We start from the raw sequence: 26,039 nt of genomic DNA on the forward strand, positions 1-26,039 counted from the left end.
GCAGTCTATGTCGGACAAGTTTCCTGCCCGTTGTCCAGGCCTTGCTTGTAGTTCTGGCTGGTGAGACTGGCCTTGCCGTTGTGCCACGTCAGGGTCAGCACGTACAGCGAATCGAAATCCCCCGATTCCCAGTCATCGGTAATCGTCTGCTTCTTGCCCATCGCGTCGCTGGCGACCTCGTTGATCAGCTCCGGCAGATAGCCGTGCGACCAGGCCGTGTAGATGATCGAGTCGTGGTACTTGTCGTCCAGCAGTTCGTCCGCCAGGTCGCTGGTGTCATTGGCTGAATACTCGATGTTCACCGGCAGCCCGAGCTTGATGGCACTGGGGCTGATGGTCATCAGTGGGCGGATGTAGCTGTAGGAGTTGTCCAGCTCACCCTCTTCGACGTTGCGCGTAGGGTTGGCCGCAAACACATAGTCGGCCTTGCCGAATTTCTCCGGGAGCAGGGTGGCCAGGTCGATGGCGCGATTAAGACCCTGGCAGTTGAGCTGACCCAGGCCGCCGGCGGGTTTCTCGGCGTGGCGCAGGAACACCAAGGTCTGGATGCCGTCGGCCGGTTGGGCGCGACTGACGCTCGATTCCAGCAACAGCCCCAGGCCACAAGCAACAAGCAGCGTAGGTAACATCAGCCACGGTCGGCGCTTGAAGCGTTTGGCGAATTTCAGTGGGTTCATCATCGAATAATATTCTTCGGCTCTCTCTCATCAGGCTGACAAACCCGGGCACCACAGAGTTTTTGGCTTCAGGTGTTTTCCTTGTCGTGACGCCGCTTCGATTTCTCGGGGCATTGCTCAGAGTCTTCTGGCGCCCTTTGGTTCGATACCGACCGATTCCCTGCACTGTACGGCCTCCTGGCAGGAGGTAGGGCGAATGTTAGCGACAGGATGTTGCGGATTTAAGAATGGGGCGTGCGAGTTTCGTGACGCGTTCATTTGGGTTTTGTATTTAAAGAATCGCCTTACACCTGCCGTCTCCTCCTCTGACTTATTTTTCCTGCCGTCCTCGGCAAAGTCTCGCGTCCGTTTCCGCACCGCGAGATTCCCGCATGTTCGCCCCCGACAAACTCTTGGCTTTGAATAACGTCATCGGCTCGCTGGTGATTGCGGCCATGGACCCCGAACAGCCGAATGTCGAAGCGGTGCTGGCGGATTTCCGCACTTGTCTGAACGACTACGACAGCTGGGCTGAAAGCTTTTGGGCCGGCTGGGCGCTGGATATCGAGCAGGTGTTCAAGGTCGGCAACGAAGTGTCCCTGGCGGCGCCGAAGGACCTTGATCAACCCGTCAGCGCCACGGTCGTCGCTTGTCCGGCGGGCGGTCCGCTGACGCTGGTGCACATGTTCCAGGCGGCGCGCTTCGTCCCGATCGGCGACACGCCGGTGATGCTGGAGCCGGTCACCGGGGGCGAGCCGGGGAAGGAAACCTTCGGCGAGCCGGTCCATCACATGATCGGCCCCAGCGGCATCCTGGAAATCCCCAAGTGTTGGCGCGGGCAGCGTTATCGCATCAGCTTTTTTCCAAACGTGACGGCGGACCATACCCGGGCACTTTTTGCCTCTTACCAAGACGTGATCGGCGAACTCGAAGGTTGGCTGAAAGCGGAGTGGGAAAACGAATTTCAACCGCTGTGGGCGGCGTTTTCCGACAGCGGATTTCTCGAGCGCTACGACGTATTGCAGCAAGCCGATTGGCGCGGTTTCACAAACGCCCTGCATCAACTGTGGGATGACGTCAAACAGGTCTTCGAGCTGCTGGCGGACTTGCAGGTCAATAGCGAAAAACTGCTGGAATACTTGACCCAGGTCGAGCTTGAACAACTGCTCAAAGCTTCTTCGGATGCGATCGCCAAAGGGTTGATGGTGTTGAGCGACGAGCCGTTGCTCTTCGTGCATATGGCGGCGTTCGCCAGTTGGCTGCGAATGTTGCCGCCTCAGTACGCCGCTGAAGTCGTGGGCGAGATGCGCGCCTCGGTGCTGATCAATTTCCTGCTGATGCGTTTGACCGGGGGGCTGGGCCTGGGTGTGCGCATGAGCGGCAAAGTGCTGGGCCGGCTCCGCTCGGAGCGTGCCCGGGAGTGGTTGCTGGCGTCGAGCCTGAGATTGGGCCACCTCACCCCCGGCCGGCTCAATCAGCATGCCGATGTGCTCAAACCGTTGGTGGTCAGCCAGCGCGGGCCTTTAAAACCGACGCCTGTTGGCCCTTTGCACATCACCCCCGAACACTCTGCACCATTGTCCGTCAGTAACCCGGCCGCTGTGGCGCGGGAAAAATCCCAGGGTTCCACACGCCTTAGCCAGTTCGAACCCCGCGACGACGCCCCGGCCCAATCGAAAAATCCCAACGGTGACAGCGCCGACACCGCAGCCCTGACCCAAACCAGCGGCTGCCCGGTGTCGATGGTCACCGGCGAGGAACTGCTGACCCTGGACGACGGCACCCTCGATGGCTGCTTGCCGTTTGTCTTCACCCGTTTGTACCGCACCAGCGCGGTGGACCTGGACGTCGGCCTGGGCCGTGGCTGGAGCCATGCCCTGGCGCATCGTTTGTTGCTTGAGGGCGAGCAGGTCATCTGGCTCGACCAGGAAAACCGCCGTACGCCTTTTCCGCTGCCCACCGAGCAGCGCCCGGCGATCCACAACAGCCTGGCCCGGGCAGCCATTTACCTCGGGATCGAGCCGGACGAACTGATCATCGCCCAACCCGGGGAAAACGCCCCGTTCCTGCACTTTCGCGACGGCCATCTGACCGCCCTCAGCGACCGCTACGCCAACCGCCTGACGGTCCAGCGCAACATCCACGGCGCCATCAGCCGCCTGGACAACGGCGCCGGGCGTGCCCTGCGCCTGCGTTACGAACAGCGTCACCTGGTCGCCATCGATTATCAGCGCTTTCACCCGGCCCTAACCCTTGATGAGGCCTGGCGCACCGAACAGACGCTGGTCTCCTACCGTTACGACGGACGTTTCCGACTGATCGAAGCGACCAACGCCGCCGGCGAAAGCGAACGCTACGACTACGACGACCAGCACGTCATCCTCCAGCGGCAACTGGCCGGCGGCGCGAGTTTTTTCTGGGAATGGGAAGGCATCGGCAAAGCGGCGCGCTGCGTGCGGCACTGGGCCTCGTTTGCGCAGATGGACAGCCGCTACACCTGGGGCGAGGACGGGCAGGTCACGGTCCAGCATCTGGATGGCAGCCAGGAGGTGTACGTCCACGACGAGCGGGCGCGGCTGGTGCGCAAGGTCGAGCCTGATGGCGGCGAGCACCTCAAGGCCTATGACCCACAGGGCCGGCTGATCGCCGAACAGGACCCGCTGGGTGCCGTCACCGAATACCGCTACGACGAAGCCGGACGGCTGGTGGCGCTGATTCCACCGGACGATGAGCCCACGTCCTACGAATACCGCAACGGTTTCCTGCACGCCCGCTCGCGCGGCAAAGCCGTGTGGACCTACCGGCGCAACGCCCAGGGCGATGTGATCGAGGTCATCGACCCGGATCAACAACGCACCGCTTATGACTACGACGCCCAAGGGCAACTGCGGACGATCCGTTACCCGGACGGTGGCGAACACCGGTTGACCCGCAATCAGTTGGGCCAACTGACAGAAGAAACCCTGCCGGACGGCGGGCAGCGGTGTTTTTCCTACGACGCCCTGGGGCGTTTGCTGACCCGCCAGGACCCACACGGCGCCGTCACGCACTACCGATGGGACGCGGTGGGTCGTCTGCTCGAAACCACCTTGCCGAATGGCTCGACCCGCGCCTGGTGCTACAACGCCTACGGCAAGGTCACCGCCGAGCGCGATGAGCTGGGGCGGACCACCCGTTATGAATACGCCGATGACCTGCACCTGATCAGCCGCCGCCTCAATCCCGACGGCAGCGAACTGAAGTATCGCTACGACTCGGCGCGGCTGTTGCTGACTGAGATCGAAAACGAATCCGGCGAAAAATATCAGCTGGACTACACGCCTGGCGGATTGATCCGACAGCAGATCGGCTTTGACGGGCAACGCACCGCCTACGCCTACGACCTCAACGGCCACCTGCTGGAGAAAACCGAGCACGGCGCGGACGGCGCCCAATGGGTCACCCGCTACCAGCGCGATGCGGCCGGGCGGCTGCTGCTCAAGACCCTGCCCGACGGCCAGACCATCGAATACCGCTACGACGGGCTGGGCCGGCTGGTCCACGTCAACGACGGCAGCGATCACCCGCTGGCCTTCGAATACGACGCCCAGGACCGGCTGATCAGCGAACACCAGGGCTGGGGCACCCTGCGTTATCGCTACGACGCCTGCGGGCGCCTCAACCACCTGCGTCTGCCGGACAACAGCCAGCTCGACTACCACCACGCCCGGGGTGGCGCGCTGACGGCCATCGACCTGAACGGCTCGCGCCTGACCGGGCACCAGATCCGTGGCGGTCGCGAAGTGCAGCGCCAGCAAGGCCTGCTGCTCAGCCAGTACGCCTACGACGAACAGGGCCGGCTCAAGGCCCAGACGGTGTGGTAGCACCAGCAGCAACTGTTCTGGCGCGACTATGCCTACAGCGCCAACGGCAATCTGCAGTCCATTTCCGACAACCGCAATCGCCGCCATTACCAGTACGACCCGCTGGATCGCCTGATCGGCATCGACTATTCCCACAGCGAGCCGCCGGAGCACTTCGCCCACGACCCGGCCGGCAACCTGCTGATGCAGGACCGCCCCGGCCCGACCACCCTCAAGGGCAACCGCCTGCTGATGGAGGGTGACCGTCACTACGACTACGACGCCTTCGGCAACCTGATCCGCGAACGGCGCGGCAAGGCCCAGTGCCTCGTCAGCGAATACCGCTACGACAGCCAACACCGGCTGATCGGCGTCACCACGGCGGACGGACGCGAAACATCCTACCGCTACGACGCCTTCGGCCGACGCATCAGCAAGACCGTGGACGGCTTGACCACAGAGTTTTTCTGGCAAGGCGACCAGGTCGTCGCCGAAAGCAGCCCGCGCCACCATCGCAGCTACGTCTACGAACCGGGCACCTTCCGCCCACTGGCCCTGCTCGACGGCAAAGGCCCGAACGCCTGCCCGTTCTACTACCACCTCGACCACCTGGGCACACCCCAGGAACTGACTAACTACGGCGGCACCATCGTCTGGTCGGCGCGCTACAACGGCTACGGCCAAGTCCGCGAGATCCAGCACGGCGGCGGCGAACAGCTGGACCAACCGCTGCGCTTCCAGGGCCAATACTTCGACCCGGAAAGCGGCCTGCACTACAACCGGCACCGCTACTACAATCCCGAAACCGGCCGCTACCTGACGCCCGACCCGAGCAAACTGGCGGGTGGCCTCAACGGGTATCGCTACACCCTGAACCCGACGGGGTGGGTGGATCCGTTGGGGTTGGTGGATTGTCCGGGGAAGGGTGGGTGCAGGTCGGCGGTTGGGGAGCGGGATCCGGCGGGTAAGGTTGGGGTGGATGAGGGTGAGCCTACGCTCCCTCAAACCAAGCCCCAAAATACCTATACGTATCGAGGTGATACAAGGGAACCTTGGGAGATTTTTGACGTAGGTTTCGAGCCGTTAGGCTTTAGTACAGATCTATATCGGCATGCCAAGGATAATCGAAATCCGCCTAGTATTTATATTAGTACAAGTGTCTCAGAGTCGGAGGCGATAGAGTTTGCGACAAGCTTTGGATTTCAATCAGGGTATGTGTATGTCCTCAAAAATGTCCGAGGTATTGACGTTAATAAGAAGCTCGGTTTGTTGTCGCCACATCGAAAAGAAGTGGAGATAGCTGTGCCCGGTGGAGTTGACAGAAAGGATATAGTAGGGGCAACTCCTGTAAATGATGACGGGTCGTACGTGGGGTACTCTATACCTAATTTTGATAGGTGGTGAATATGGACGCGCGGGAAGTGTTAGTGGCAGTTGAAATTGACGGAATTGTGACGAGTGCGTTGTTTGAATGTGCGCGAGGAACTATTGAAATGAAAGTTAAGATGCCTGGTGAAGAGGCCCGAATCTACACCGGCTTGGATTATTACATCTGTTTAGGACAGGTTAGAGCGGATTTCCCTAATGTTAAATTTTTGTGTAAGGGTGCTAAGGTTAACGTGCATACGTCACGGATGTCTTCGCAGATGTCTTCTGGAATAGTTGCATATGAAGTTCGTTGGGGGGAACCGGCGGACAAAGGAGATATAGTAAATATTTTTAAGTATGAGGATCAAAATTTAACCAACGATATCCAGGAACAGGCCGAATATTATCGGCGCTGGCTGCAATCCTTTACCGGAGGATCATGACTTGGGATCCAAAATTCCCATGATCTGATTTATGCTTCAGCTCTCTCTAGCTAATACTGGGAATTCGCCTCATGCCCAACCTAACCCCATTCCCCATCACCCAAAAATGGCCCGCCCAATACCCGGAGTGGATCCAGCTCTACTCCTTGCCGACCCCCAACGGCGTAAAAGTCTCGATCATGCTGGAAGAAATCGGTCTGCCCTACGAACCCCACAAAGTGGATTTCGCCAGCAACGACCAACTGTCTCCCGAGTTCCTCTCCCTGAACCCCAACAACAAGATCCCGGCGATTCTCGACCCTCATGGGCCGGGGGATCAGCCGTTGGCGTTGTTCGAGTCGGGGGCGATTCTGATTTATCTGGCGGACAAGAGCGGGCAGTTGCTGGCCCAGGAGTCGGCGGCGCGCTACGAGACGATCCAATGGCTGATGTTCCAGATGGGCGTGATCGGGCCGATGTTCGGGCAGTTGGGTTTCTTCAACAAGTTCGCGGGCAAGGACTACGAAGACAAGCGACCTCGTGACCGTTACGTCGAGGAAAGCAAGCGTCTGCTCAAGGTGCTTGAGGGGCGTCTTGAAGGCCGGGACTGGATCATGGGCGAGCGCTACACCATCGCCGATATCGCCACGTTTCCCTGGGTGCGCAACCTGATCGGTTTTTATGAAGCAGGGGATCTGGTGGGTATCCAGAATTTCCCGAATGTTACGCGGGTGTTGGAGCGTTTCCTGGCGCGGCCGGCAGTGGCACGCGGGTTGAAAATTCCGGCATGAGTGAACCGATGACGAGCTGTTTCAATTTCAAGCAATTGGATGTGTTCAGTGAAGTGCCGCTCAAAGGTAATGCGCTGGCGGTGGTGCTCGGGGCAGACGAGATCAGTGACGAGCGCATGGCCGCTTTTGCCAACTGGACCAACCTCAGCGAAACCACTTTTCTGCTGGCGCCGCAGCATCCGGAGGCGGATTACCGGGTACGCATCTTCACCACCTCAACTGAACTGCCGTTTGCCGGCCATCCGACTCTGGGCAGTTGTCATGCCTGGTTGGAGGCCGGAGGCGTGCCGAAAGGGCCGCAGATCGTGCAGGAATGTGGCGTTGGCCTGGTAAGAATTCGCCGCAGCGATTTCGGCTTGGCTTTTCAGGCGCCGCCGTTGCTCAAGTCTGGTCCGCTAGAGGCCGAAGTGCTTGAGCGAGTGCGCAAGGGGCTGGGGTTGCAGGCCGAGGCGATTGTCGAGGCGCAGTGGGTTGATAACGGCGCCGGTTGGCTGGCCTTGATGCTCAAGGACCGCCAGCAGGTGCTGACGCTCACGCCCGATTACCATCAGTTGCGGGATCTGGCTGTGGGTGTCATCGCACCTTGGGACCCGACCGCGGATGGCGAGGAGGCGCAATTCGAGGTGCGCGGTTTCATTGCCGGCGACGGCATGCCGGAGGATCCTGCCACCGGCAGCCTGAACGCCGGGCTGGCCCAGTGGATGTTGGCCAAGGGACTGGCTCCGTCGCGCTATGTGGTCAGCCAGGGCTTGACCATGGGCCGGGCGGGGCGGATTCATGTTGAACAGGTGGGCGAGGACGTCTGGATTGGTGGTGCGGTGGTGACCTGTATCAATGGCTCGCTGACCTTGTAAGCCGATTATTGCCCGGCCGGTAAAACTCTGTTTTCCGGTCGGCGTTTGTGCCCAAGGACGGTGAGGGCATAAGCTTTGTCCCCTGCGATCGAACAGCCATTTTCCAGGAGTCCCATGTCTAGTCAGTTCCCCGAAGCACGTCCACGTCGCCTGCGTCGCAATGCGAGCCTGCGCAGCCTGTTCCAGGAAACCGAGTTCACCCTGAACGACCTGGTGCTGCCGATTTTCGTCGAAGAAGAAATCGATGACTTTGTGCCGATCAAGAGCATGCCGGGCGTGGCGCGCATTCCTGAATCGAAACTGGCCGGTGAGATCGAGCGCTATGCCCGTGCCGGCATCAAGTCAGTGATGACCTTTGGCGTGTCCCACCACCTGGACAGCGATGGCAGCGACACCTGGAACGAGCGCGGCCTGGTGTCGCGCATGGCCGGGATCTGCAAGGACGCGGTACCGGAAATGATCGTGATGTCTGACACCTGTTTTTGCGAGTACACCGATCACGGCCATTGCGGGGTGCTTCATGGGCATGAGGTGGACAATGACCGGACCTTGCTCAACCTGGGTAAACAGGCTGTGGCGGCGGCCCGTGCCGGGGCCGATGTGATCGCGCCGTCCGCCGCCATGGATGGGCAGGTCCAGGCCATTCGCCAAGCCCTGGACGACGCCGGTTTCAGCCAGACGGCAATCATGGCCTATTCAACCAAGTTCGCGTCTGCGCTCTACGGCCCGTTCCGCGAGGCGGGCGGCAGTGCTTTGAAAGGCGACCGCAAAAGCTACCAGATGAACCCGATGAACCGCCGCGAAGCCCTGCGCGAATCCTTGCTCGATGAGCAGGAAGGGGCCGATGCACTGATGGTCAAACCTGCCGGTGCGTACCTGGATATCATCCGCGACATTCGCCAGGCTTCGAACCTGCCCCTGTCGGCCTATCAGGTCAGCGGCGAGTACGCGATGATCAAGTTCGCCGCCCAGGCCGGCGCCATCGACGAAGCCCGCGTAGTGCGCGAAAGTCTTGGCGCGATAAAACGCGCCGGTGCGGACCTGATCTTCACCTACTTTGCGATGGATCTGGCGTTAAGCGGGATCTGAAGTCGAACTGCCTTTTCTGTGGGAGCTGAGCTTGCTCGCGAAAGCGGCGGCTCAGCTTGCATCACTGCTGGATGTGCCACCGTCATCGCGAGCAAGCTCGCTCCCACAGTTGATCAATGTCGGGCACAAAATCATCTTCACCGCAGCGCCCTATGTGGGAGCGAGCCTGCTCGCGATAGCGGCGGCTCAGCTTGCATCACTGCTGGCTCTGCCTCCTCCATCGCGGGCAACCCTGCTCCCATAATGCGTGCTTCGCCGGGAGGATTCTGGTGGCGGTCGAACCCGTGTTGTTCCCGGACTATTTTGTTGCCCAGATGAACGGGACATAGCCCATGTCTGCTTTTGATCGTATGGTTGCTGCGCAATAACAGACTTGATGGAGCAACATGCAACTCAATCGTTTGATGATAAGTCTCACCGCGTTGCTGGCCCTGGCCGGTTGCGGCACCCGCCAGGCGCAGGAGCCTGAGCGTCAACCTGCCGAGGTCAAGGCGCAGATCGTGCGATTGCTGCCGGCCAAGACCGTCGATCGCGAAGGCTGGGCGACGGATATCTACGTGGCTTTTGCCGCTCAGCAAATCTCACCCACGACGCAGAATATCTGTTCTGTCCTGGCGGTGACTGAACAGGAATCGACATTCCAGGCTGATCCGGCGGTGCCGGGGTTGGGCAAGATCGCCCGGCAGGAAATCGATCGTCGGGCGGCAAAGATGCACATTCCGGGTCTGTTGATCAGTGGCGCGCTCCAGGTGCGTTCGCCCAATGGCAAAAGCTACAGTGATCGGCTCAATGCTGCGCGCAGCGAGAAGGAGTTGAGTGCGATTTTCGATGACTTCATTGGCATGGTGCCTTTGGGTAAGACGCTGTTCGGCAGTTTCAATCCTGTGCACACCGGTGGGCCGATGCAGGTCAGCATCGCGTTTGCCCAGGCCAATGCCCGGGATTATCCCTATGCGGTGGAGGGGTCGATTCGTCGAGAGGTGTTCAGTCGTCGCGGCGGGATGTATTTCGGTATTGCGCATCTGTTGGGGTATCCGGTGAGCTACACCGAACCGCTGTATCGTTTCGCCGATTTCAATGCCGGGTGGTACGCCAGCCGCAACGCGGCATTCCAGCATGCAGTGAGTCGTGCCTCAGGCATTCCCCTGGCCCTCGACGGCGATTTGATCTTGCATGATTCCATCATGCCAGGCAGCACCGAGTTGGCGGTGCGCACCTTGGGCCGGTCACTGGGGATGCGCAACCCGACCATTCGCGACCAGTTGGAGCAGGGCGATAGCCTGGCATTCGAGGACAGCAAACTGTACAAGCGGGTGTTCGAATTGGCTGAGAAAGCTGAGGGTAAACGGTTGCCGCGGGAGGTATTGCCGGGAATCGTGCTCAAAAGCCCGAAGATTACGCGCAAGCTGACCACGGCGTGGTTCGCCAAGCGGGTGGATGAGCGCTATCGGCGTTGCATGACGCGGGCTGCGGGACGCTAGGCAATGGGCGGGTGACGAAAAAGCCCGGCGAATAAGGCCGGGCTTTCATTGTGATGCGTCAGGGGCCAGAGGTGTTTGATGCACGGTGGCGAGGGAGCTCCTTCGCCACACATAGCGTTGAACGTCATGGGGGCCTTCGTCAGGCATGTGGGTTGAACAGCTCATACGCGGTTCTGGGTTACGCGATCAGAGCCACCTTCGGCAACACGGTTCTGGAGCAGACGATCAGAGCCACCTTCGGCAACGCGGTTCTGTTGCAGACGATCGGAACCACCTTCGGCAACGCGGTTCTGGAGCAGGCGATCAGAGCCACCTTCGGCAACGCGGTTCTGGATCAGGCGATCGGAACCACCTTCGGCAACACGGTTCTGGAGCAGACGATCAGAGCCACCTTCGGCAACGCGGTTCTGGATCAGACGATCGGAACCACCTTCGGCAACGCGGTTCTGGATCAGACGATCGGAACCACCTTCGGCGACGCGGTTCTGGATCAGACGATCAGAGCCGCCTTCGGCAACGCGGTTCTGGATCAGACGATCGGAACCACCTTCGGCACGCGACGCGGTTCTGGATCAAACGATCAGAGCCGCCTTCGGCAACGACTGGATGGGAGGTGGCGGCGAATGCGTTGGCTGCCAGTACCGAGAAAGCGAGGCTGAGGATGATTTGACGTTTCATGATGGTGTGCTCCGGGGGTGCAGTGGGTTGGTGTGGAGCCATTGTTGTCCGGGGCGCCAATCAAGAGAACTTCATTGGCCTGATGGTGAATATCGACGGCGGTGATAACTGGCTGGATTGCTATCAGCCAATATCGATGTTGACTGATCCACCGGTATCGCCAGCAGGCCTGCTTCCAGGGAGTGTGCGTGTCGTCTAGCGGGTGGAACACTGGCGTGCGTGCGAGTTCTACCGGCTATCCCAACGCAGGAGGCAAGTTCATGTATCAGTTATTCGGCTACGGGCAATCGGGCTCCTCGGCTGTGGAGATCGCCCTGTGCCTGTGTGGCGTGCCCTATCGCCGCGTCGATGCCTATTCGACCGAAGACAACGAGGCGGCGAAAGAACTCAAAATGTTAAATCCTCAAATACAGGTCCCGACCTTGCAGTTACCGGACGGTTCGGTGCTGACCGAGGCTGCGGCAATTCTGATTCACCTCGGCCTGGTTTTCCCCGAATCGAAGTTGCTGCCGGAAGATCCCGCCCAACGTGCTCAAGCCATACGGGGCTTGGTCTATATCGTCGCCAATTGCTACACGCCCATCGGCATCATCGATTTTCCAGAGCGCTGGCTGGTCGATGCGGATGAAGCGACCCGGCAGCAATTGGTAGCGGGCACCCGGCAGCGGCTATATCGAAACTGGGCGCTGTTTGCCGACCAGTTTGCGGCTCGCCCTTTTCTCAGCGGTGCCGAGCCGGGCGCACTGGATATCCTGGCGGCAGTGGTCACGAAGTGGGAAGACACGCGGCAGGCCATGCTAAACGCCCGGCCGCCATTCTACGAACTACTGGAGCGCATCGACCGCCATCCACGCATTGCGCCGGTGCTGTCGCTGCACTGGCCTGTGTAGGAGCTGCGTAGGAGCTGACGAGTGCAACGAGGCTGCGAGCTTTCCTGGCGCGAACGTTCAAAAGGAGCGCAAGCCCCTGGTCAAGGGCACGCGTTTCGGGCGGCAGCTTGCTCAACGAGGCCGACAAGCTGCCGGACATTTTGCTGATGAGCCGTCACCAGTTCGTCGATGCTGCTTCCCGCCGGCGTTTGCAGGCTGTTACGACAAGTCAGGGTACGGGCTTCGTTGCCCAGGTCGCGCAGGCGCCATTGCACGTCCATGCGGGCATATTGGCCCGGGATCGAATCAAAGCGCTGCACATCCACCCGTAGCAATAACTTCGGTGCGCCGGGGTTGCTCAGTTGTTCGTCCAGGCTGCTGTGCAGTTCATCGGCCAGACTGGCGCCCCACCATTGCGTTTCCAGAATCGCCAGCCCGCTGTTGCCTTGGCGAATGACCATTTGCGCGCGGTCCACTTGAGGCGGAACGCTCACCTGCTCGAGCTGGATGTCCACGTTCGTGCGTGGCTGGCCGGCCGGTTGGGCGGGGCTGAGAGTGTGGTACTGAATCGGGTCGCCGCGGCAGGCGGCAAGCAGCAGCGCCAAGGCAACCAGGGTAAGTTTCAGCATCGGCGGCATGGGGCGTGCTCCTGTGGTCATTCTTTCACCGGCAATGTGAGGTTCTGCGCCGGTGCATCCTTGGGACGGCCGCGAAGCAGTGATTCGGGATGGCGGCTCAGGTAGTCGGACAGCTCACGCAGCGAACGCGACATACGCCCAAGATCATCCAGGGTCTGGGTCAGTTGTTCGCGTTGCGGCGAATCTTCGGCGAGGGTGGAGTTGGCTGATTGCAGGGTCTTGCTTACGTCCTGCAAGGTGTTTTGCACGCTTGGCAAGGTCTTGCTGTTGAACTGGGCCAGGCCTTTGCGCAATTCCACCAGGTTGCCGTTCAAGTTGCTGGCCACACTTTCCAGAGGCAGTTTGTTGATCCGCTCGACCATTACCTGCAGTTGTTCTTGCAGTTGCTGGAGGCTGCCCGGGATGGTCGGTATACGGACGGGGCGGGCGTTGGCATCGAAAGCGACTTTTTCGGCCTTGGGGTAGAAGTCCAGCGAGATGTACAACTGCCCGGTCAGCAGGTTGCCGCTGCGGGCCTGGGCACGCAGGCCGCGCTCGACGAAACTGCCGATCAGGCGAGCGCCGGCCGCTTCGTCGTCCGGGTTGTGATTGAGGGACTTGAGCAGCTTCTCATGGGCTTTCCCCAGGCGTTGGGGATAAATCACCACGCCGACGTTGACCGGAAAGCTGCGTTGCTTCTCATCGAAATCCAGGTTGATGGCTACAACCCTGCCCACTTCGACGCCCAGGAATTCGACCGGCGCTCCGACCCGCAAGCCGCGTAGTGCCTGATCGAAACGTAAAGCCAGGTATTGCGCCTTGCCGTCCGGCGGGGCCAGGGCGCTCTGCTGGTCGGCAAACAGCTCGAACGTCTTGTCCTCGTTGGCCGGGGTGTCGTTGGGGCTGTATTCCGGTGCCCGAAACGCGATGCCGCCCACCAGCAGCGCCGAGAGTGATTCGGTCTTGACCGCAAAACCGTTGGCCCCGACATTCACGTCCACGCCGCTGACGTTCCAGAACCGGGTGTTTTCGGTGACATGGACATCGTTGGGCGCATTGACGAATACGTCGATGTTGACCCCTTTGCCATCGGTGTCCAGCGCATAGGACACCACCTGGCCCACCGGGATCTTGCGCAGGTACACCGGCGAGCCGATGTCCAGAGAACCGAGGTCTTGGGAATGCAGGGTGAAGCGCTTGCCCGGTTCACCGTAGGTGATCGGTGGCGGGGCTTCCAGGCCGGTAAAAGACTTGGCACGAACTTTCGATTGACCGGCGTCGGCCCCGATGAAATCCCCCGACAGCAGGGTATCGATCCCGGAAATGCCGCCGGCTCCGATGCGCGGCCGTACGACCCAGAACACCGAGTCCTCGTGCGTGAAGGTATCCGCCGTCTTGGCCAGCTTGACCGTGGCGGTGACGTTCTTCTGGTCGTCGCTCAACTGCACGTCGGTGACCTGGCCGATGACCACGTTGCGATATTTGACCGGCGTCTTGTTGGCGGTCAGGCCCTGGCCGGTCTTGAAGGTGATGGTGATGGTCGGACCTTCCTGCAGCCAGTTGTTGACCACCAGGGACAACCCTACCAGCACCGCGATGATCGGCACTATCCATACCAGCGACACCGTCCAACGGCGGCGGGTGACGTGGGCGCGACCGGGTGCCGGTTGCTGCCCGTCAGTGGCTTGCGACTTCATCCATGGCCTCCTCGGATGGTGGGGTGTCCCAGATCAGGCGCGGGTCGAAGCTCATGGCCGACAGCATGGTGAACAGCACCACGAGGCCAAAAAACAGGATGCCCGGTCGCGGTTCGATATCGCTCAGTGCCTGGAATTTCACCAGGGCCGCTACCAGCGCCACGACCAGCACGTCGAGCATCGACCAGTAGCCGATGACTTCCACCAGCCGATACAGTTTCGCCCGCTGAAGCTGGGCCCAGGTGCTGCGCCGCTGCACGGTGACCAGCAGCAAGGTCAGTACCACGAACTTGATGCCTGGTACCGCGATGCTGGCGATGAAAATGATCAGGGCGATGTCCCAGGCGCCGCCCTGCCAGAATTCGATGACGCCGCTGATGATGGTGCTGTCGGCGCCATCCCCGAGCATCTGGGTATTCATCACCGGCAGCAGGTTGGCCGGAATGTAGAACACCAACGCTGCCAGCATGTAGGCCCAGGTGCGGGTGAGGGTGTCGGGTTTGCGCCGATGCAACGGGGCGTCGCAGCGGGGGCAGGTCTCGGGTTCGTCGCTCATGTCACAGGCCAGGCCACAGCTGTGGCACAGGCACAGGTTCAGGTCGCGGGCCAAGGGCGGGGGAGGCAACGGTTCACGGTTCATAGGTCGTCCCACAAATCGCGCACGTCGCGTCCGGCGATGCGGATCATCAGCAGGCTCAGGGCCGCCAGGGCAAACAGGCCGATGCCCGGCAGCACGTCCAGCAGCCCGGCCAGTTTGATCACCGCCACCAGCGCACCCAAGAGGCAAACCTCCAGCATGCTCCAGGGCCGCAGGGTTTCCAGGCCGCGCATGCATAGGCTGAACCCCGGCGCTCGTTGGTTGGCGTGGGCATAGACCAGCACCCAGATCAGCAGAACCAACTGAAAGACCGGTGCGATGATGATCGCCACCGCGGCCACCAAGGCGATGAAGGTGATGGGCCCCTGGCTCAGTGCCACGATGGAATCCCACAGCGTCGCGCTGTTGCTCAGGCCCTGGAGACGGATGCTCATCACGGGATAGATGTTGGCGAAGGCCCACAACACCGCTGCCGTCACGCTCAAGGCCAGGCGCTGTTCAATGGTCAGGCCGTTGTAGCGCTGGATCACCGCGCCACATCGCACGCACGAGGCTTTCTGATGCGCAACGAGCACCATCGGCTCGTACACCGCATCACAATGTTCGCAAATGATCAGTCGGTCGGTATCGGCCATCGGGATGCTCGGCAGGACAACTCCTTCAATATAGAAGGCGGTTGAGATTGAGCAACCCGACCGAGCGGGTCATTCGCCGCGAATGTATTGCTCCAGTTGTCGAATCAGATCCGCCTGTTCGGCAATCGCTTCCTTGACCAGGTCACCAATGGACAGCAGACCGACAAGCTTGCCGTTTTCTACCACCGGCAAATGCCGCAGATGCTTTTCGGTCATGATGCTCAGGCAGGCTTCGACATTCTGGTGGGGGTCTATCGTGATCACGGGCGATACCATGATGTCGCTCACTTTCGTGCCGACGGAAGAGCGGCCATGCAAGACCATTTTGCGTGCGTAGTCGCGCTCACTGATGATCCCCAGTACTTCACCGTTTTTCACCACCAGCAGGGCGCCGACGTTTTTCTCGGCCATGCGCATCAGGGCCTGCAGCACCATGTCGTCCGGTGAGATGGTGTGCACTTGCTGGTTTTTCTCGTCTTTGATCCGGAGCAACTGCGCGACGGTTTTCATGGAGAGCCTCAGGTGTTGTTTTTACGGGTGGTTTAAGAATCGTAGACCCAACGGCGCAGAGCAAGCGGTAAAGCGGCAGTCAGTCGTCCAAAAGCGTCATTGGCCGTGAATTCACCACCGAAGTGAGGCCATACCCGGTTGGAGCGAGGGGGTTTTTCGCCACGGTGGGAGCAAGGCTTGCCCGCGATGCGGGCGCCTCGTTTCCCTGGGAGACCGCGTCGTCTTCATCGCGGGCAAGCCTTGCTCCCACAGATAAATCCCCTCGCTACAGGTAGAATCGCAACTTACGCAAAATTCGAGGTTGCAGCGGTGGATTTACAGCAGGGCTTCGTCCTGACCCGGCATTGGCGCGATACCCCGGCTGGCACCGAAGTCGAATTCTGGCTGGCGACCGACGCCGGCCCCCGTCGCCTGCGCCTGCCGATGCAGTCTTCGGTGGCGTTCGTGCCACAGATTCAGCGCGGTCAGGTCGAAGCCTTGCTGCAAGGGGAGAAGGACGTTGAGTTGCGTCCCCTGGACCTGCTGGATTTCGAGCACCGCCCGGTGTTGGGCCTGTATTGCCGGCAACATGCCCAACTGATGCGCCTGGACACCACCTTGCGTCGGGCCGGCGTGGATGTGTTCGAAGCTGACATCCGTCCACCGGAACGCTACCTGATGGAGCGTTTCATCACCGCGCCGGTCTGGTTCGGTGGCACCGAGGCCGCTGATGGCCTGCTGCTGGACGCCCAGATGAAGCCGGCGCCCGACTATCGTCCGCCATTGCGTCTGGTCTCCCTGGACATCGAAACCACCGCCCAAGGCGATTTGTACTCCATTGCCCTTGAAGGCTGCGGCGAACATCAGGTGTATATGCTCGGCCCGCCCAATGGCGACGATACTGCCGTGGATTTCCAGCTCGAGTATTGTGAATCGCGCACGTTGCTGCTCAAGAAACTCAACGACTGGTTTGACCGTTTCGACCCCGACGCGATCATTGGCTGGAACCTGGTGCAGTTCGATTTGCGCGTGTTGCATGAGCACGCCCGGCGCCTGGCCGTGCCGCTGCGCCTGGGGCGAGGCGGGGAGGAGATGCAGTGGCGCGAGCATGGCGCGCGCAACAATCACTTTTTCGCCTCGGCGGCAGGCCGGCTGATCATCGACGGCATTGAGTCGCTGCGTTCGGCGACTTGGAGTTTCCCTTCGTTCAGCCTGGAAAATGTCGCCCAGACGCTGCTGGGAGAGGGTAAGTCCATCGACAACCCGTACCAGCGCATGGACGAGATCAACCGCATGTTTGCCGAGGACAAACCGGCCCTGGCCCGTTACAACCTCAAGGACTGTGAGCTGGTGACACGGATCTTCGCCAAGACCGAGCTGCTCAAGTTCCTGCTGGAGCGGGCCAGCGTCACCGGTCTGCCGGCGGACCGCAGCGGTGGTTCGGTGGCGGCCTTCACCCACTTGTACATGCCGCTGATGCACCGCCAGGGTTTCGTCGCGCCGAACCTTGGCCAGCGCCCGCCCGAGGCCAGCCCGGGTGGTTTTGTCATGGATTCCCAGCCGGGGCTCTACGAGTCGGTGCTGGTGCTGGACTACAAGAGCCTGTATCCGTCGATCATCCGCACCTTCCTGATCGACCCGGTAGGCCTGATCGAGGGCCTGCGCCACCCGGACGAAAGCCAGTCGGTGCCAGGTTTTCGCGGGGCACGTTTCTCCCGCACGCGGCATTGCCTGCCGGCCATCGTGGCGCGAGTGGCCGAAGGCCGGGAAACCGCCAAGCGTGAACACAATGCACCGCTGTCCCAGGCCCTGAAAATCATCATGAACGCCTTCTATGGCGTGCTCGGCTCCAGCGGTTGTCGTTTCTTCGATCCGCGGCTGGCGTCATCCATTACTCTGCGGGGCCACCAGATCATGCAGCGCACCCGGCAGTTGGTCGAAGCCCGGGGGCATGTGGTGATTTACGGTGATACCGACTCCACGTTCGTCTGGCTGCGCCGGGCCCACGGTCAACAAGAGGCAGCGTCCATCGGCCAGGAACTGGTGGCATACGTCAATCAGTGGTGGCGCGAACATGTGCGTGACGAGTTCGGGCTGGAGAGTGCGCTGGAGTTGCAGTTCGAAACCCATTTCAAACGCTTTCTGATGCCCACCATTCGTGGCGCGGAAGAGGGCAGCAAGAAGCGCTATGCCGGATTGGTAACCCGCGCCGACGGCAGCGACGAGATCGTCTACAAGGGCCTGGAAACCGTGCGCACCGACTGGTCGCCGCTGGCCCGGCAGTTCCAGCAGGAGCTGTACGGGCGGATTTTCCACCGCAAGCCTTACCAGGATTATGTGCGCGATTATGTGCAGCAGACCCTGGCCGGAGCGTTCGATGATCGGCTGGTCTACCGCAAGCGCTTGCGCCGGCCTCTGGAAGACTACGAACGCAACGTACCGCCCCATGTGCGGGCTGCCCGCCTGGCCGACGAGTTCAACCAGCGCCAGGGCCGTACGCGGCAATACCAGAACGGCGGGTGGATTAGCTACGTGATCACGGTCGCCGGCCCCGAGCCGCTGGAAACCCGCAGCGCGCCGATCGATTACGACCATTACGTGACCAAACAGCTGCAACCGGTGGCGGACGCGATCCTGCCGTTTGTGGATGATGATTTCTCGACCCTGGTGGGGGGGCAGATGGGCTTGTTCTGAGATTCCGTTGTACTCACGCCAAATCTTGTCTCCGGATCTGTGGGAGCAAGGCTTGCCCGCGATACAGACGCCTCGTTACCCAAGGAGACCGCGTTGTTTTCATCGCGGGCAAGCCTTGCTCCCACAGACCGGCTCGCAACAAGCCGGTGAGCCTCCCAAGCCCTGTGCCAGGTGTCAGACCATCGCCAACCGCTGCTTGCCCTCAGGTTGCGGGAACATCAAGTCCAGCGCCGCCAGATCCTGGGGTGCGAGCTTCAGGTTGGCCGCTTCGGCGTTCAAGCGCACATGTTCAGTCTGAACGGCTTTGGGAATGGCAATGACATTGTCCTGACGCAACAGCCAGGCCAGGGCGATCTGTGCCGGCGTTGCGCCATGGTGTTCGGCGATCTGCCCCAAGGTGGGGTCCTTGAGCAGTTGCCCGCCCTGGCCGACCGGGCAGTAAGCCATGACTGGCATGCGCTGCTGTTGGCACCAGGGCAGCAGGTCGAATTCGATGCCACGCTCCTGCAGATTGTACAGCACCTGGTTGGTGGCGCAGGCCGGTGAAGCCAGTTCTTCAAGGTCCGCGACATCAAAGTTCGACACGCCCCAGCGGCCGATCTTGCCTTCTTCGCGCAGGCGTTCGAACGCTTCGACGGTTTCTTCCAGCGGGTATTGCCCGCGCCAATGCAGCAGATAAAGGTCGATGTAATCGGTGTCCAGTCGCCGCAAGCTGCGTTCGCAGGCCAAGGGAATGCCTTTGCGGCTGGCATTGTGGGGATACACCTTGCTCACCAGGAAAACCTGGTCCCGCAGGCCGGTGATCGCTTCCCCAACGACTTCTTCCGCGCCGCCCTCGGCGTACATCTCCGCTGTGTCGATCAGTGTCATGCCCAGCTCGATGCCCAGGCGCAGGGCCGCTACTTCTTTCTTGTGACGGGACGGTTCTTCCCCCATGCGCCAGGTGCCCTGGCCAATCACCGGTACGGCCTCGCCAGCCAGTTCCAGAGTCCTCATGTCTACCTCCTGTTTGCAGAACATCAGACGTGTGGCAGCAGGATAGACCAGGTGTTCAAGGTTGATCGTCCCCACCGCCGTGGGAACGATCTTTTCGAAGGGCAGGATTTATTGCGCGGAGAACTTCAACACCATGGTCTGGGTGTAGGTCTGGCCGGGGTCAAGCCGGGTCGACGGGAAGTTCGGCTGGTTGGGCGAGTCGGGGTAGTGTTGGGTTTCCAAGGTGAACGCGCCCCAGTGTGGATACACCTTGCCTTGCTTGCCCTTGACCGTGCCGTCGAGAAAGTTGCTGGTATAGAACTGCACGCCAGGCTCGGTGGTGTAGAGCTGCAAGCGTCGTCCGGACTGGGGGTCGTGGACGTCGGCGGCGAGTTTGCTCACGTCGCCCTTGGCATCGAGCGCCCAGTTGAAATCGAAGCCGCCTTGTTTGGGCTCGGCAAATTTGAGCTGCGGATGATCAGCCTGGATATGGGTGCCGATGGCGGTGGGTTTAGTGAAGTCCATCGGCGTGCCGGCCACGGGGGCCAGTTCACCGGTGGGGATAAGCTTGTCGGTCACCGGGGTGTAATGGGCGGCGTGCAGGGTCGCGACCTGTTTCAGTATGTCGCCGTTCCCAGCGCCGGCGAGGTTGAAATAGCTGTGGTTGGTCAGGTTCAGCACCGTGGGTTTGTCAGTGGTGGCCTGGTACTCGATACGTAATTCGTTCTGTTCGTTGAGGCTGTAGGTGACATCTGTTTTCAGTGCGCCAGGGAAGCTCATCTCGCCATCGGCCGACAGGTAGGTCAGGGTCACGCCCACCGAGTCCTTGCCGTCATGGGGTTCGGCCTTCCAGACGCGCTTGTCGAAACCTTGCGGTCCGCCATGCAGGGAGTTGCTCTTGTCGTTCTGCGGCACCTGGTAGCGCTTGCCATCCAACTCGAATGCACCGCCCGCCAGGCGATTGCCGAAGCGACCAATGGTTGCGCCGAAATACACGTTGCCGTTCTTCTGGTAACCCTGCACATCGTCGAAGCCCAGCACCACATCGGCGGCCTGGCCGTTCTTGTCCGGCACGATCAGTGACTGGAGGATCCCGCCGTACGTGATGACAGTGGCCTCCATGCCATGGCTGTTGCGCAGTACGAATTTTTCCACTGCGGTACCGTCGTTGGTCTTGCCGAACGCTGCGCGTTCATTGCTCAGGCCGGCGGCCTGGGAAGCAGAGGTGGCGATCATCAGAGACACTCCGAGAGCCGTGAGCAGATGTCTGGATTCAAGCATGGTGTGACCTTCCTTCCTGTCTTGTTGTTGTGTGGAACGCGGGTCGAGTCCGGTGTTTAGTCGGACAGCGATGAAGGCTTATTCGATAAGTAGTCTTTCTATTTGAAAGGCTTGAAGAGGATATATAGCCATTAATCGCGATTAATCAATTAAAAAGTCATACTAATTGAGTGAGGCGGATCTTTTCCGTCTGTGTGGTTTTCCCTCGTCCATCGCACTTTTACGTTTTTTGCCGCTCTATCCATGGCCAGGAAGCGGCGACTCCCACCGCCTCCCCAAGCCCAGACCGAGACTCGATGGCCGGTGTTTTTCATTTCGTGATGGTGTCGCGACGTCGCTGTTCAGCGCTGTTGGCCGGCGTGTTGATGTTGCTTGGCAGCGGGTGCAGTCATCAGCAGGGGCAGGACATGGTCACCCAGTTCAGCAGCACCAGGCCCCAGGAGCTGCTGCAGACCAGCGTTGACCGCATGGCCACACTGGCGATGCACGACAATTTGCAAAGCCTCTATCTGCTGATGAACAAGCTCTATCTGCGCAACCCCGAAGAGTTGCGCAAGTCCGGATTTCTCGACGCCCGAGCCGCTGAAAAGCAGGTACGCCTGGCCATTGAGCAGCAACAACCGTTACCGACCCTGGGCGGCAAGAAGGACCTGGCCGCCCTGAGCTTTGCCATGAGTCCCGAGTTCCTGGGGGATCGGGTGGGGGCGTTCATCTACGCCATTGGCAGCATGCTGGTCACGGCCCACGGCAATCGTCTCGAGTTCTACATGACCGACACGATCGACCCGCGCTTTGTCAGCAACGCGGCGCGCAACATCGAAAAAGCCACTTGGATACTGAGCCAGCGACAGGACAAGGACGGCAAGCCGCTGCTGTTTTCCAATGAGATTTCGGAAGAGGGCAGTAATCTGAGCTTCGCCGTGGAATTCGGGAAAATCGTGGCGCGCCTGGACCTGCTCACTCAAATGCTGGACGAGCGATACCGGCGGATCGGTCTGAACTATGCACAGAGTTTGCTCTTTCTCAACTTCCTGCCGGTCCAGTAACGGAGGGGCAAAAAGGAATAAAGATAGATCACATCGATATAGGTGGTTATAAGAAAAATCGATATGCTCGCGACCAGATTTTTTTTTATGCGGTCGCGCTTAATGGATATCGGTAGTGTCGGTTTAGTCATCGCGGGCCTGGTCGTCGGTTTCATCGTCGGGATGACCGGCGTGGGCGGTGGTTCGTTGATGACCCCCATTTTGTTGTGGTTTGGTATCAACCCTGCAACCGCAGTGGGCACGGATCTGCTGTACGCGGCGATTACCAAGTCGGGCGGTGTCCTGGTTCACGCCAAAAACCGCAACATCGATTGGGCCATTACTGGCTGGCTGACCTTGGGCAGCGTGCCAGCGGTCGGCCTGACGCTATGGTTTCTCAGCAGCCTGCACAGTTCGCCCGACGCCATGAATGCGGTGATCAAGCAAGCCTTGGGTTTTGTGCTGTTCGCCACCGCCCTGGCGATTCTGTTCAAGAAACGCCTTTTGCAATTTGCCCATGATCGTGCGGGCGGCCACTACAATCCCACCGGCTCGCGGCTCAATGTGCTCACCGTCATCACGGGCCTGATATTGGGCGTCATGGTTGCACTGACGTCCATTGGTGCGGGCGCGCTGGGCACTGTCGCCCTGTTCATTCTCTATCCATTCCTGGTCACCAAGCGCCTGGTGGGCACTGAAATCGCCCACGCTGTACCGCTGACCCTGGTCGCCGGCCTGGGCCACGCGAGCATGGGCAACATGGACTGGCACATCCTGGGTTACTTGCTGATCGGCTCGTTGCCGGGGATCTACATGGGCAGTCACTTGTCGGGGCGCATTTCCGATGAGGTGCTGCGCCCATGCCTGGCAGTGATGCTGGCGATGATCGGGTTCAAGTTGGCGTTCTAGCCTTCACCCGATCTATGTGGGAGCGGAACTGCTCATCTCCGACGCCACGTTTGCGCAATGAACCCCCTGGCCTAAGCTTCAAGGCAGACAGACACGGCAATGGGCGACTGTCGCGGAACAATCGCCGCCATGCGCAATCAGTACAGCGTAGATATCAAAAGGAGAGGCGCATGCTCATTCGGTCGTTGACCTTCGCTACCTTGCTGGCCATTGCAGGTCCCTTGTTCGCCGCGGATGGCGACTCACCCTTGGCGGCGGACAAGGGCAAATCCCGCCCCTTGATTGTCATCGCGCCAAGCACTGTTGACCCGGTATGGGTCAGCCTGAAAAAAGCCCTGGAGGAACCGGCCGGCAAGCAGGGTTTTTCCGAGCGCAACCTGGTGCTTTACACCGTGCTCAACACGATGGGGCAGCGCGACGGCAAAGACCTGGACCCGCAAAGCACCATGGCGCTGATCCGTTCACTGAAGTTGGGGGCCGGTGCCCAGACCAAGATCATCCTGGTGGGCAAGGACGGAGAAAAGAAGCTTGAGCACTCAGGAGCGATTGAGCTGAAGGACATCTTCGACACGGTCGATAAGCTGCCTCCAGCAGAAAAGGAAGCGGCGGCGCCAGCCCCGACTCCCGCGCCTGAAGCCGCGCCGGCCCAGGAAGGCAAGGGCGCCAAGGCGGGCAAGGCAGGTAAGCCAATGACTGAGCCGAAGCCGCTGGAGGATTGACCGGGCAGGCGATGAGAGCCCTTTGTGGCGAGGGCGCTTGCTCCCTCGCCACAATAATTTGCGTAGCCTATTGTTTCTCCAGCGCCGTCAGGATCTTGTGCGCGGCTTTCACCCGTTCCTCGATCGGGTAGTTTTTGTTTGCCAGTATCACGATCCCCATATCCTTCCCTGGGACGAATGCCGCGTAGGCACCGAAGCCGCCGGTCGACCCCGTCTTGTTGATCCAGCTGTCAACCGGCGCGGGCGAGGGTGGGTCGAGCGGTGCCACTTTTTGTGGCATCAGCGCCATTTGCGGTGTATTGCCGGCCAATAACGCGTCAAGCGTGACCGGGTAGGGATAGAACTCCCAACCCAGCCCCTGGGTCATGCCATTGACCTTGTAGAACCCGGTGTGTGTCGTGGCAATGGCCTGCCGCAGATCGGCGTCGAGCTTCTCAGGCCGCAGGTTCGCCTCGATGAAGCGAATCAGGTCCGATGAACTGGTTTTCACGCCATAGGCCTCGGCGTCCAGCGCCCCCGGTCCAACCCGCACAGGCTTGCCGTCCTTCGCGTAGCCTTGGGCGTATCGGTTGAGGTGATCCTCGGGCACCCGCACATAACTGTGCTTGAGGCCCAATCCCGGCATCAGCGTCTGTTCCATCACCTCATCAAACGGTCGTCCCAGGCTGCGGGCCGCGAGGTAGCCGAACAAGCCGATGCTCGGGTTTGAATAGAGCCGCTGGGTACCGGCCGGGTAGAGGGGTTTCCAGGCCTTGTAGTAATTGAACATCCGGTCCGGATGGTCCGCATCGCCAGGAAACTGCAACGGCAGGCCACCCGGCGTGTAGGTGGCAAGGTTGAGCAGGCTGATGCCTTGCAGCGCGCTGCCGCTCAGCTCGGGGGCGAAGCGACCGGCCGGGTCCGACAGGGACAGCTTGCCTTGAGCCTGGGCGTAGGCACCAAGGGTGGCGGTGAAGGTCTTGCTGACCGAGCCGATTTCGAACAACGTCTGGTCGGTTACTGCCTGCTTCGTGTCCTTGGAGGCCACCCCGTAATTGAAGTAATGACGTTCCCCGTTGTGAGTGATCGCCACGGCCATGCCGGCGATGTCCTGCTGTTTCATCAAGGGCTGGATCACGGCATTGACCGTGTCTTCAATGCGTTCCTGGGCAAAGCCCGTTGTCGTTCCACAGGCCAGGAAAAAAGCGCCGGTGAGTATCGATTTGGCGATGTGCATGTATGACCGTTCTCCATGAGTCCTGATGATGCCAGCCGCTCTGCCAGCAGCGTTGGGGGCACTCAATCTAGGGCGTTTTCGGTTGTCCGGCAATCGGGAGCCTGCCGATCCGAACCGGGTTGCGAGTCATCTGACCGGGTTGAAAGAGACTTCCTACAAAAATCTTTGGCTTCCGGGCTTCGACAGCCCCATGGCGAACCACACAAACCACCGGTCGCCGGGTAAACTTGCGCTCTTTCTAAAGGAGTCCCCATGAGCTACTACCAGCCCGGCATTCTCGCCACCCCTGTTCCGCCTCAGGCCCGTCACTTGTTTTTTGCCCTGGAATCGGTCGAGGCGTTGCCGGCTGCGATCGATAAGCTTTTGTTGCAAGTCGACGATCGAGTGGTGATCGGTTTTGGCGAGTCACTGGTCCAGGCGCTGGGCGCGCAGGTCGAAGGCCTGCGGGCGTTTCCGGCCCTGGCCGGCGTGGGCGTGGACAACCCTTCGACCCAGCACGCGCTGTGGTGCTGGCTACACGGCGAAGACCGTGGCGAGCTGCTGCACCGTAGCCGTGCCATCGAGGCCGCTCTGGCCCCGGCGTTGCGCCTGGTGCAGATGAACGAAACCTTCCGCCACATGAGCGGCCATGACCTGACCGGTTATGAAGACGGCACTGAGAACCCTCACGATGAAGCGGCCATCGCCGCGGCCCTGGCTCAGGGTGTCGATGGGGTACGCGGTGGCAGTTTCGCGGCGATCCAGCAATGGCAACACGACCTGGATGGTTTCGCCGCCATGCCGCCCCATGAGCGCGACAACATCATGGGCCGGCGCCTGAGCGACAACGAAGAAATCGACGATGCCCCGGAGTCGGCCCACGTCAAACGCACCGCCCAAGAGAGTTTCGCTCCCGAAGCCTTCGTCGTACGCCGCTCCATGCCGTGGATTGAAGGGGATCGCGCCGGCCTGATGTTCCTGGCGTTCGGCTTCTCTCTCGATGCCTTCGAGGCTCAACTGCGGCGCATGAGCGGCCTGGAGGATGGCATCACCGACGGCCTGTATCGCATGAGCCGGCCGATCACGGGCGGCTACTACTGGTGCCCGCCTTTGCTGGATGGGCGTCTGGATCTACGGGCATTGGCGCGCTGAACC

20 protein-coding genes and 2 pseudogenes are annotated in these 26,039 nt (G+C 60.6%); 12 read left to right on the forward strand and 10 right to left on the reverse strand.

Annotated features, from left to right (window positions below; translation table 11 throughout):
- Positions 1–5: 5 nt before the first annotated feature.
- Positions 6–680, reverse strand: coding sequence for a histidine phosphatase family protein (locus AAIS01_RS14620; RefSeq protein ID WP_343469541.1), 675 nt, complete (start codon positions 678–680; stop codon positions 6–8).
- A gap of 368 nt (positions 681–1,048) precedes the next feature.
- On the opposite strand from AAIS01_RS14620, the pseudogene AAIS01_RS14625 reads away from it, so the two are divergent.
- The 6 genes and pseudogenes from AAIS01_RS14625 to AAIS01_RS14650 all read left to right on the forward strand — a co-directional run bounded on the left by AAIS01_RS14625 (position 1,049) and on the right by AAIS01_RS14650 (position 10,503).
- Positions 1,049–5,902: pseudogene (locus AAIS01_RS14625) on the forward strand (RHS repeat-associated core domain-containing protein).
- Positions 5,903–5,925: 23 nt separating this feature from the next.
- The gene (locus AAIS01_RS14630; RefSeq protein ID WP_343469542.1) at positions 5,926–6,309 is read left to right on the forward strand and encodes a hypothetical protein; all 384 of its coding nucleotides are present in this window, start codon (positions 5,926–5,928) and stop codon (positions 6,307–6,309) included.
- 71 nt (positions 6,310–6,380) lie between these two features.
- Entirely contained in the window at positions 6,381–7,079 is a 699-nt protein-coding gene (locus AAIS01_RS14635) for a glutathione S-transferase family protein (protein ID WP_343469543.1), read from the forward strand.
- A gap of 8 nt (positions 7,080–7,087) precedes the next feature.
- Positions 7,088–7,933 carry a PhzF family phenazine biosynthesis protein gene (locus tag AAIS01_RS14640; protein WP_343469544.1) on the forward strand — a complete coding sequence of 282 codons (846 nt, stop codon included), beginning with the start codon at positions 7,088–7,090 and terminating at the stop codon, positions 7,931–7,933.
- A 114-nt stretch (positions 7,934–8,047) separates the two neighbouring features.
- Positions 8,048–9,022 (forward strand): porphobilinogen synthase, encoded by a 975-nt coding sequence (gene hemB / locus AAIS01_RS14645; RefSeq protein ID WP_343469545.1) that lies wholly within the window; start codon positions 8,048–8,050, stop codon positions 9,020–9,022.
- Positions 9,023–9,408: 386 nt separating this feature from the next.
- Complete coding sequence (locus AAIS01_RS14650) at positions 9,409–10,503, forward strand: DUF1615 domain-containing protein (RefSeq protein WP_343469546.1); 1,095 nt, start codon at positions 9,409–9,411, stop codon at positions 10,501–10,503.
- 161 nt (positions 10,504–10,664) lie between these two features.
- On the opposite strand, the pseudogene AAIS01_RS14655 reads toward AAIS01_RS14650, so the two are convergent.
- Positions 10,665–11,181: pseudogene (locus AAIS01_RS14655) on the reverse strand (phage infection protein).
- A gap of 260 nt (positions 11,182–11,441) precedes the next feature.
- Here AAIS01_RS14655 and AAIS01_RS14660 point away from each other — a divergent pair.
- A complete protein-coding gene (locus tag AAIS01_RS14660) occupies positions 11,442–12,071 on the forward strand; it encodes a glutathione S-transferase family protein (RefSeq protein ID WP_343469547.1) in 630 nt (209 codons plus the stop codon).
- A gap of 80 nt (positions 12,072–12,151) precedes the next feature.
- On the opposite strand, the gene AAIS01_RS14665 is transcribed toward AAIS01_RS14660, so the two are convergent.
- The 5 genes from AAIS01_RS14665 to AAIS01_RS14685 form a co-directional block, all read right to left on the reverse strand.
- Positions 12,152–12,688 (reverse strand): PqiC family protein, encoded by a 537-nt coding sequence (locus tag AAIS01_RS14665; protein WP_343469548.1) that lies wholly within the window; start codon positions 12,686–12,688, stop codon positions 12,152–12,154.
- 17 nt (positions 12,689–12,705) lie between these two features.
- Positions 12,706–14,364 (reverse strand): PqiB family protein, encoded by a 1,659-nt coding sequence (locus AAIS01_RS14670; protein ID WP_343469549.1) that lies wholly within the window; start codon positions 14,362–14,364, stop codon positions 12,706–12,708.
- Positions 14,345–15,004 carry a paraquat-inducible protein A gene (locus AAIS01_RS14675; RefSeq protein ID WP_343469550.1) on the reverse strand — a complete coding sequence of 220 codons (660 nt, stop codon included), beginning with the start codon at positions 15,002–15,004 and terminating at the stop codon, positions 14,345–14,347. The genes AAIS01_RS14670 and AAIS01_RS14675 overlap by 20 nt, the downstream gene beginning before the upstream one ends.
- Entirely contained in the window at positions 15,001–15,597 is a 597-nt protein-coding gene (locus AAIS01_RS14680; protein WP_343469551.1) for a paraquat-inducible protein A, read from the reverse strand. Before AAIS01_RS14680 ends, AAIS01_RS14675 begins: the two co-directional genes overlap by 4 nt.
- Positions 15,598–15,666: 69 nt before the next feature.
- Complete coding sequence (locus AAIS01_RS14685; RefSeq protein WP_092402952.1) at positions 15,667–16,107, reverse strand: CBS domain-containing protein; 441 nt, start codon at positions 16,105–16,107, stop codon at positions 15,667–15,669.
- Positions 16,108–16,416: 309 nt separating this feature from the next.
- Between AAIS01_RS14685 and AAIS01_RS14690 the strand changes: the two genes are divergently transcribed.
- Positions 16,417–18,780: a DNA polymerase II gene (locus tag AAIS01_RS14690; protein WP_343469552.1), complete on the forward strand. Its 2,364-nt coding sequence runs from the start codon at positions 16,417–16,419 to the stop codon at positions 18,778–18,780.
- A gap of 174 nt (positions 18,781–18,954) precedes the next feature.
- On the opposite strand, the gene AAIS01_RS14695 is transcribed toward AAIS01_RS14690, so the two are convergent.
- Together AAIS01_RS14695 and AAIS01_RS14700 are read right to left on the reverse strand one after the other, a co-directional pair.
- Positions 18,955–19,776, reverse strand: coding sequence for an aldo/keto reductase (locus tag AAIS01_RS14695; protein WP_343469553.1), 822 nt, complete (start codon positions 19,774–19,776; stop codon positions 18,955–18,957).
- 108 nt (positions 19,777–19,884) lie between these two features.
- On the reverse strand, positions 19,885–21,036 hold the full coding sequence (locus tag AAIS01_RS14700) for an aldose epimerase family protein (RefSeq protein WP_343469554.1): 1,152 nt from the start codon (positions 21,034–21,036) through the stop codon (positions 19,885–19,887).
- A 296-nt stretch (positions 21,037–21,332) separates the two neighbouring features.
- Between AAIS01_RS14700 and AAIS01_RS14705 the strand changes: the two genes are divergently transcribed.
- From AAIS01_RS14705 to AAIS01_RS14715, 3 genes are all read left to right on the forward strand, one after another.
- Positions 21,333–22,082, forward strand: coding sequence for a hypothetical protein (locus AAIS01_RS14705; RefSeq protein ID WP_343469555.1), 750 nt, complete (start codon positions 21,333–21,335; stop codon positions 22,080–22,082).
- A 102-nt stretch (positions 22,083–22,184) separates the two neighbouring features.
- Positions 22,185–22,970 carry a sulfite exporter TauE/SafE family protein gene (locus tag AAIS01_RS14710; RefSeq protein WP_343469556.1) on the forward strand — a complete coding sequence of 262 codons (786 nt, stop codon included), beginning with the start codon at positions 22,185–22,187 and terminating at the stop codon, positions 22,968–22,970.
- A 170-nt stretch (positions 22,971–23,140) separates the two neighbouring features.
- Positions 23,141–23,689 carry a DUF4174 domain-containing protein gene (locus AAIS01_RS14715; protein ID WP_343469557.1) on the forward strand — a complete coding sequence of 183 codons (549 nt, stop codon included), beginning with the start codon at positions 23,141–23,143 and terminating at the stop codon, positions 23,687–23,689.
- A 67-nt stretch (positions 23,690–23,756) separates the two neighbouring features.
- Here AAIS01_RS14715 and ampC read toward each other — a convergent pair whose 3' ends face one another.
- Positions 23,757–24,905, reverse strand: coding sequence for a class C beta-lactamase (gene ampC, locus AAIS01_RS14720; RefSeq protein ID WP_343469558.1), 1,149 nt, complete (start codon positions 24,903–24,905; stop codon positions 23,757–23,759).
- Between the two features lie 252 nt (positions 24,906–25,157).
- On the opposite strand from ampC, the gene AAIS01_RS14725 reads away from it, so the two are divergent.
- Positions 25,158–26,036 carry a Dyp-type peroxidase gene (locus tag AAIS01_RS14725; RefSeq protein ID WP_343469559.1) on the forward strand — a complete coding sequence of 293 codons (879 nt, stop codon included), beginning with the start codon at positions 25,158–25,160 and terminating at the stop codon, positions 26,034–26,036.
- Positions 26,037–26,039 lie beyond the last annotated feature (3 nt).

It is taken from the genome of Pseudomonas halotolerans (assembly GCF_039581215.1).
Taxonomy (GTDB): Bacteria; Pseudomonadota; Gammaproteobacteria; order Pseudomonadales; family Pseudomonadaceae; genus Aquipseudomonas; species Aquipseudomonas tehranensis.

Bases quoted from the DNA above. Each gene is read 5' to 3' on its own strand.
- AAIS01_RS14685 (WP_092402952.1), bottom strand. From the start codon at position 16,107: ATGAAAACCGTCGCGCAGTTGCTCCGGATCAAAGACGAGAAAAACCAG.
- AAIS01_RS14620 (WP_343469541.1), bottom strand. From the start codon at position 680: ATGATGAACCCACTGAAATTCGCCAAACGCTTCAAGCGCCGACCGTGG.
- AAIS01_RS14700 (WP_343469554.1), bottom strand. From the start codon at position 21,036: ATGCTTGAATCCAGACATCTGCTCACGGCTCTCGGAGTGTCTCTGATG.
- hemB (WP_343469545.1), top strand. From the start codon at position 8,048: ATGTCTAGTCAGTTCCCCGAAGCACGTCCACGTCGCCTGCGTCGCAAT.
- AAIS01_RS14705 (WP_343469555.1), top strand. From the start codon at position 21,333: ATGGCCGGTGTTTTTCATTTCGTGATGGTGTCGCGACGTCGCTGTTCA.
- AAIS01_RS14650 (WP_343469546.1), top strand. From the start codon at position 9,409: ATGCAACTCAATCGTTTGATGATAAGTCTCACCGCGTTGCTGGCCCTG.
- AAIS01_RS14635 (WP_343469543.1), top strand. From the start codon at position 6,381: ATGCCCAACCTAACCCCATTCCCCATCACCCAAAAATGGCCCGCCCAA.
- AAIS01_RS14675 (WP_343469550.1), bottom strand. From the start codon at position 15,004: ATGAACCGTGAACCGTTGCCTCCCCCGCCCTTGGCCCGCGACCTGAAC.
- ampC (WP_343469558.1), bottom strand. From the start codon at position 24,905: ATGCACATCGCCAAATCGATACTCACCGGCGCTTTTTTCCTGGCCTGT.
- AAIS01_RS14710 (WP_343469556.1), top strand. From the start codon at position 22,185: ATGGATATCGGTAGTGTCGGTTTAGTCATCGCGGGCCTGGTCGTCGGT.
- AAIS01_RS14670 (WP_343469549.1), bottom strand. From the start codon at position 14,364: ATGAAGTCGCAAGCCACTGACGGGCAGCAACCGGCACCCGGTCGCGCC.
- AAIS01_RS14725 (WP_343469559.1), top strand. From the start codon at position 25,158: ATGAGCTACTACCAGCCCGGCATTCTCGCCACCCCTGTTCCGCCTCAG.
- AAIS01_RS14640 (WP_343469544.1), top strand. From the start codon at position 7,088: ATGACGAGCTGTTTCAATTTCAAGCAATTGGATGTGTTCAGTGAAGTG.
- AAIS01_RS14665 (WP_343469548.1), bottom strand. From the start codon at position 12,688: ATGCCGCCGATGCTGAAACTTACCCTGGTTGCCTTGGCGCTGCTGCTT.
- AAIS01_RS14680 (WP_343469551.1), bottom strand. From the start codon at position 15,597: ATGGCCGATACCGACCGACTGATCATTTGCGAACATTGTGATGCGGTG.
- AAIS01_RS14695 (WP_343469553.1), bottom strand. From the start codon at position 19,776: ATGAGGACTCTGGAACTGGCTGGCGAGGCCGTACCGGTGATTGGCCAG.
- AAIS01_RS14660 (WP_343469547.1), top strand. From the start codon at position 11,442: ATGTATCAGTTATTCGGCTACGGGCAATCGGGCTCCTCGGCTGTGGAG.
- AAIS01_RS14715 (WP_343469557.1), top strand. From the start codon at position 23,141: ATGCTCATTCGGTCGTTGACCTTCGCTACCTTGCTGGCCATTGCAGGT.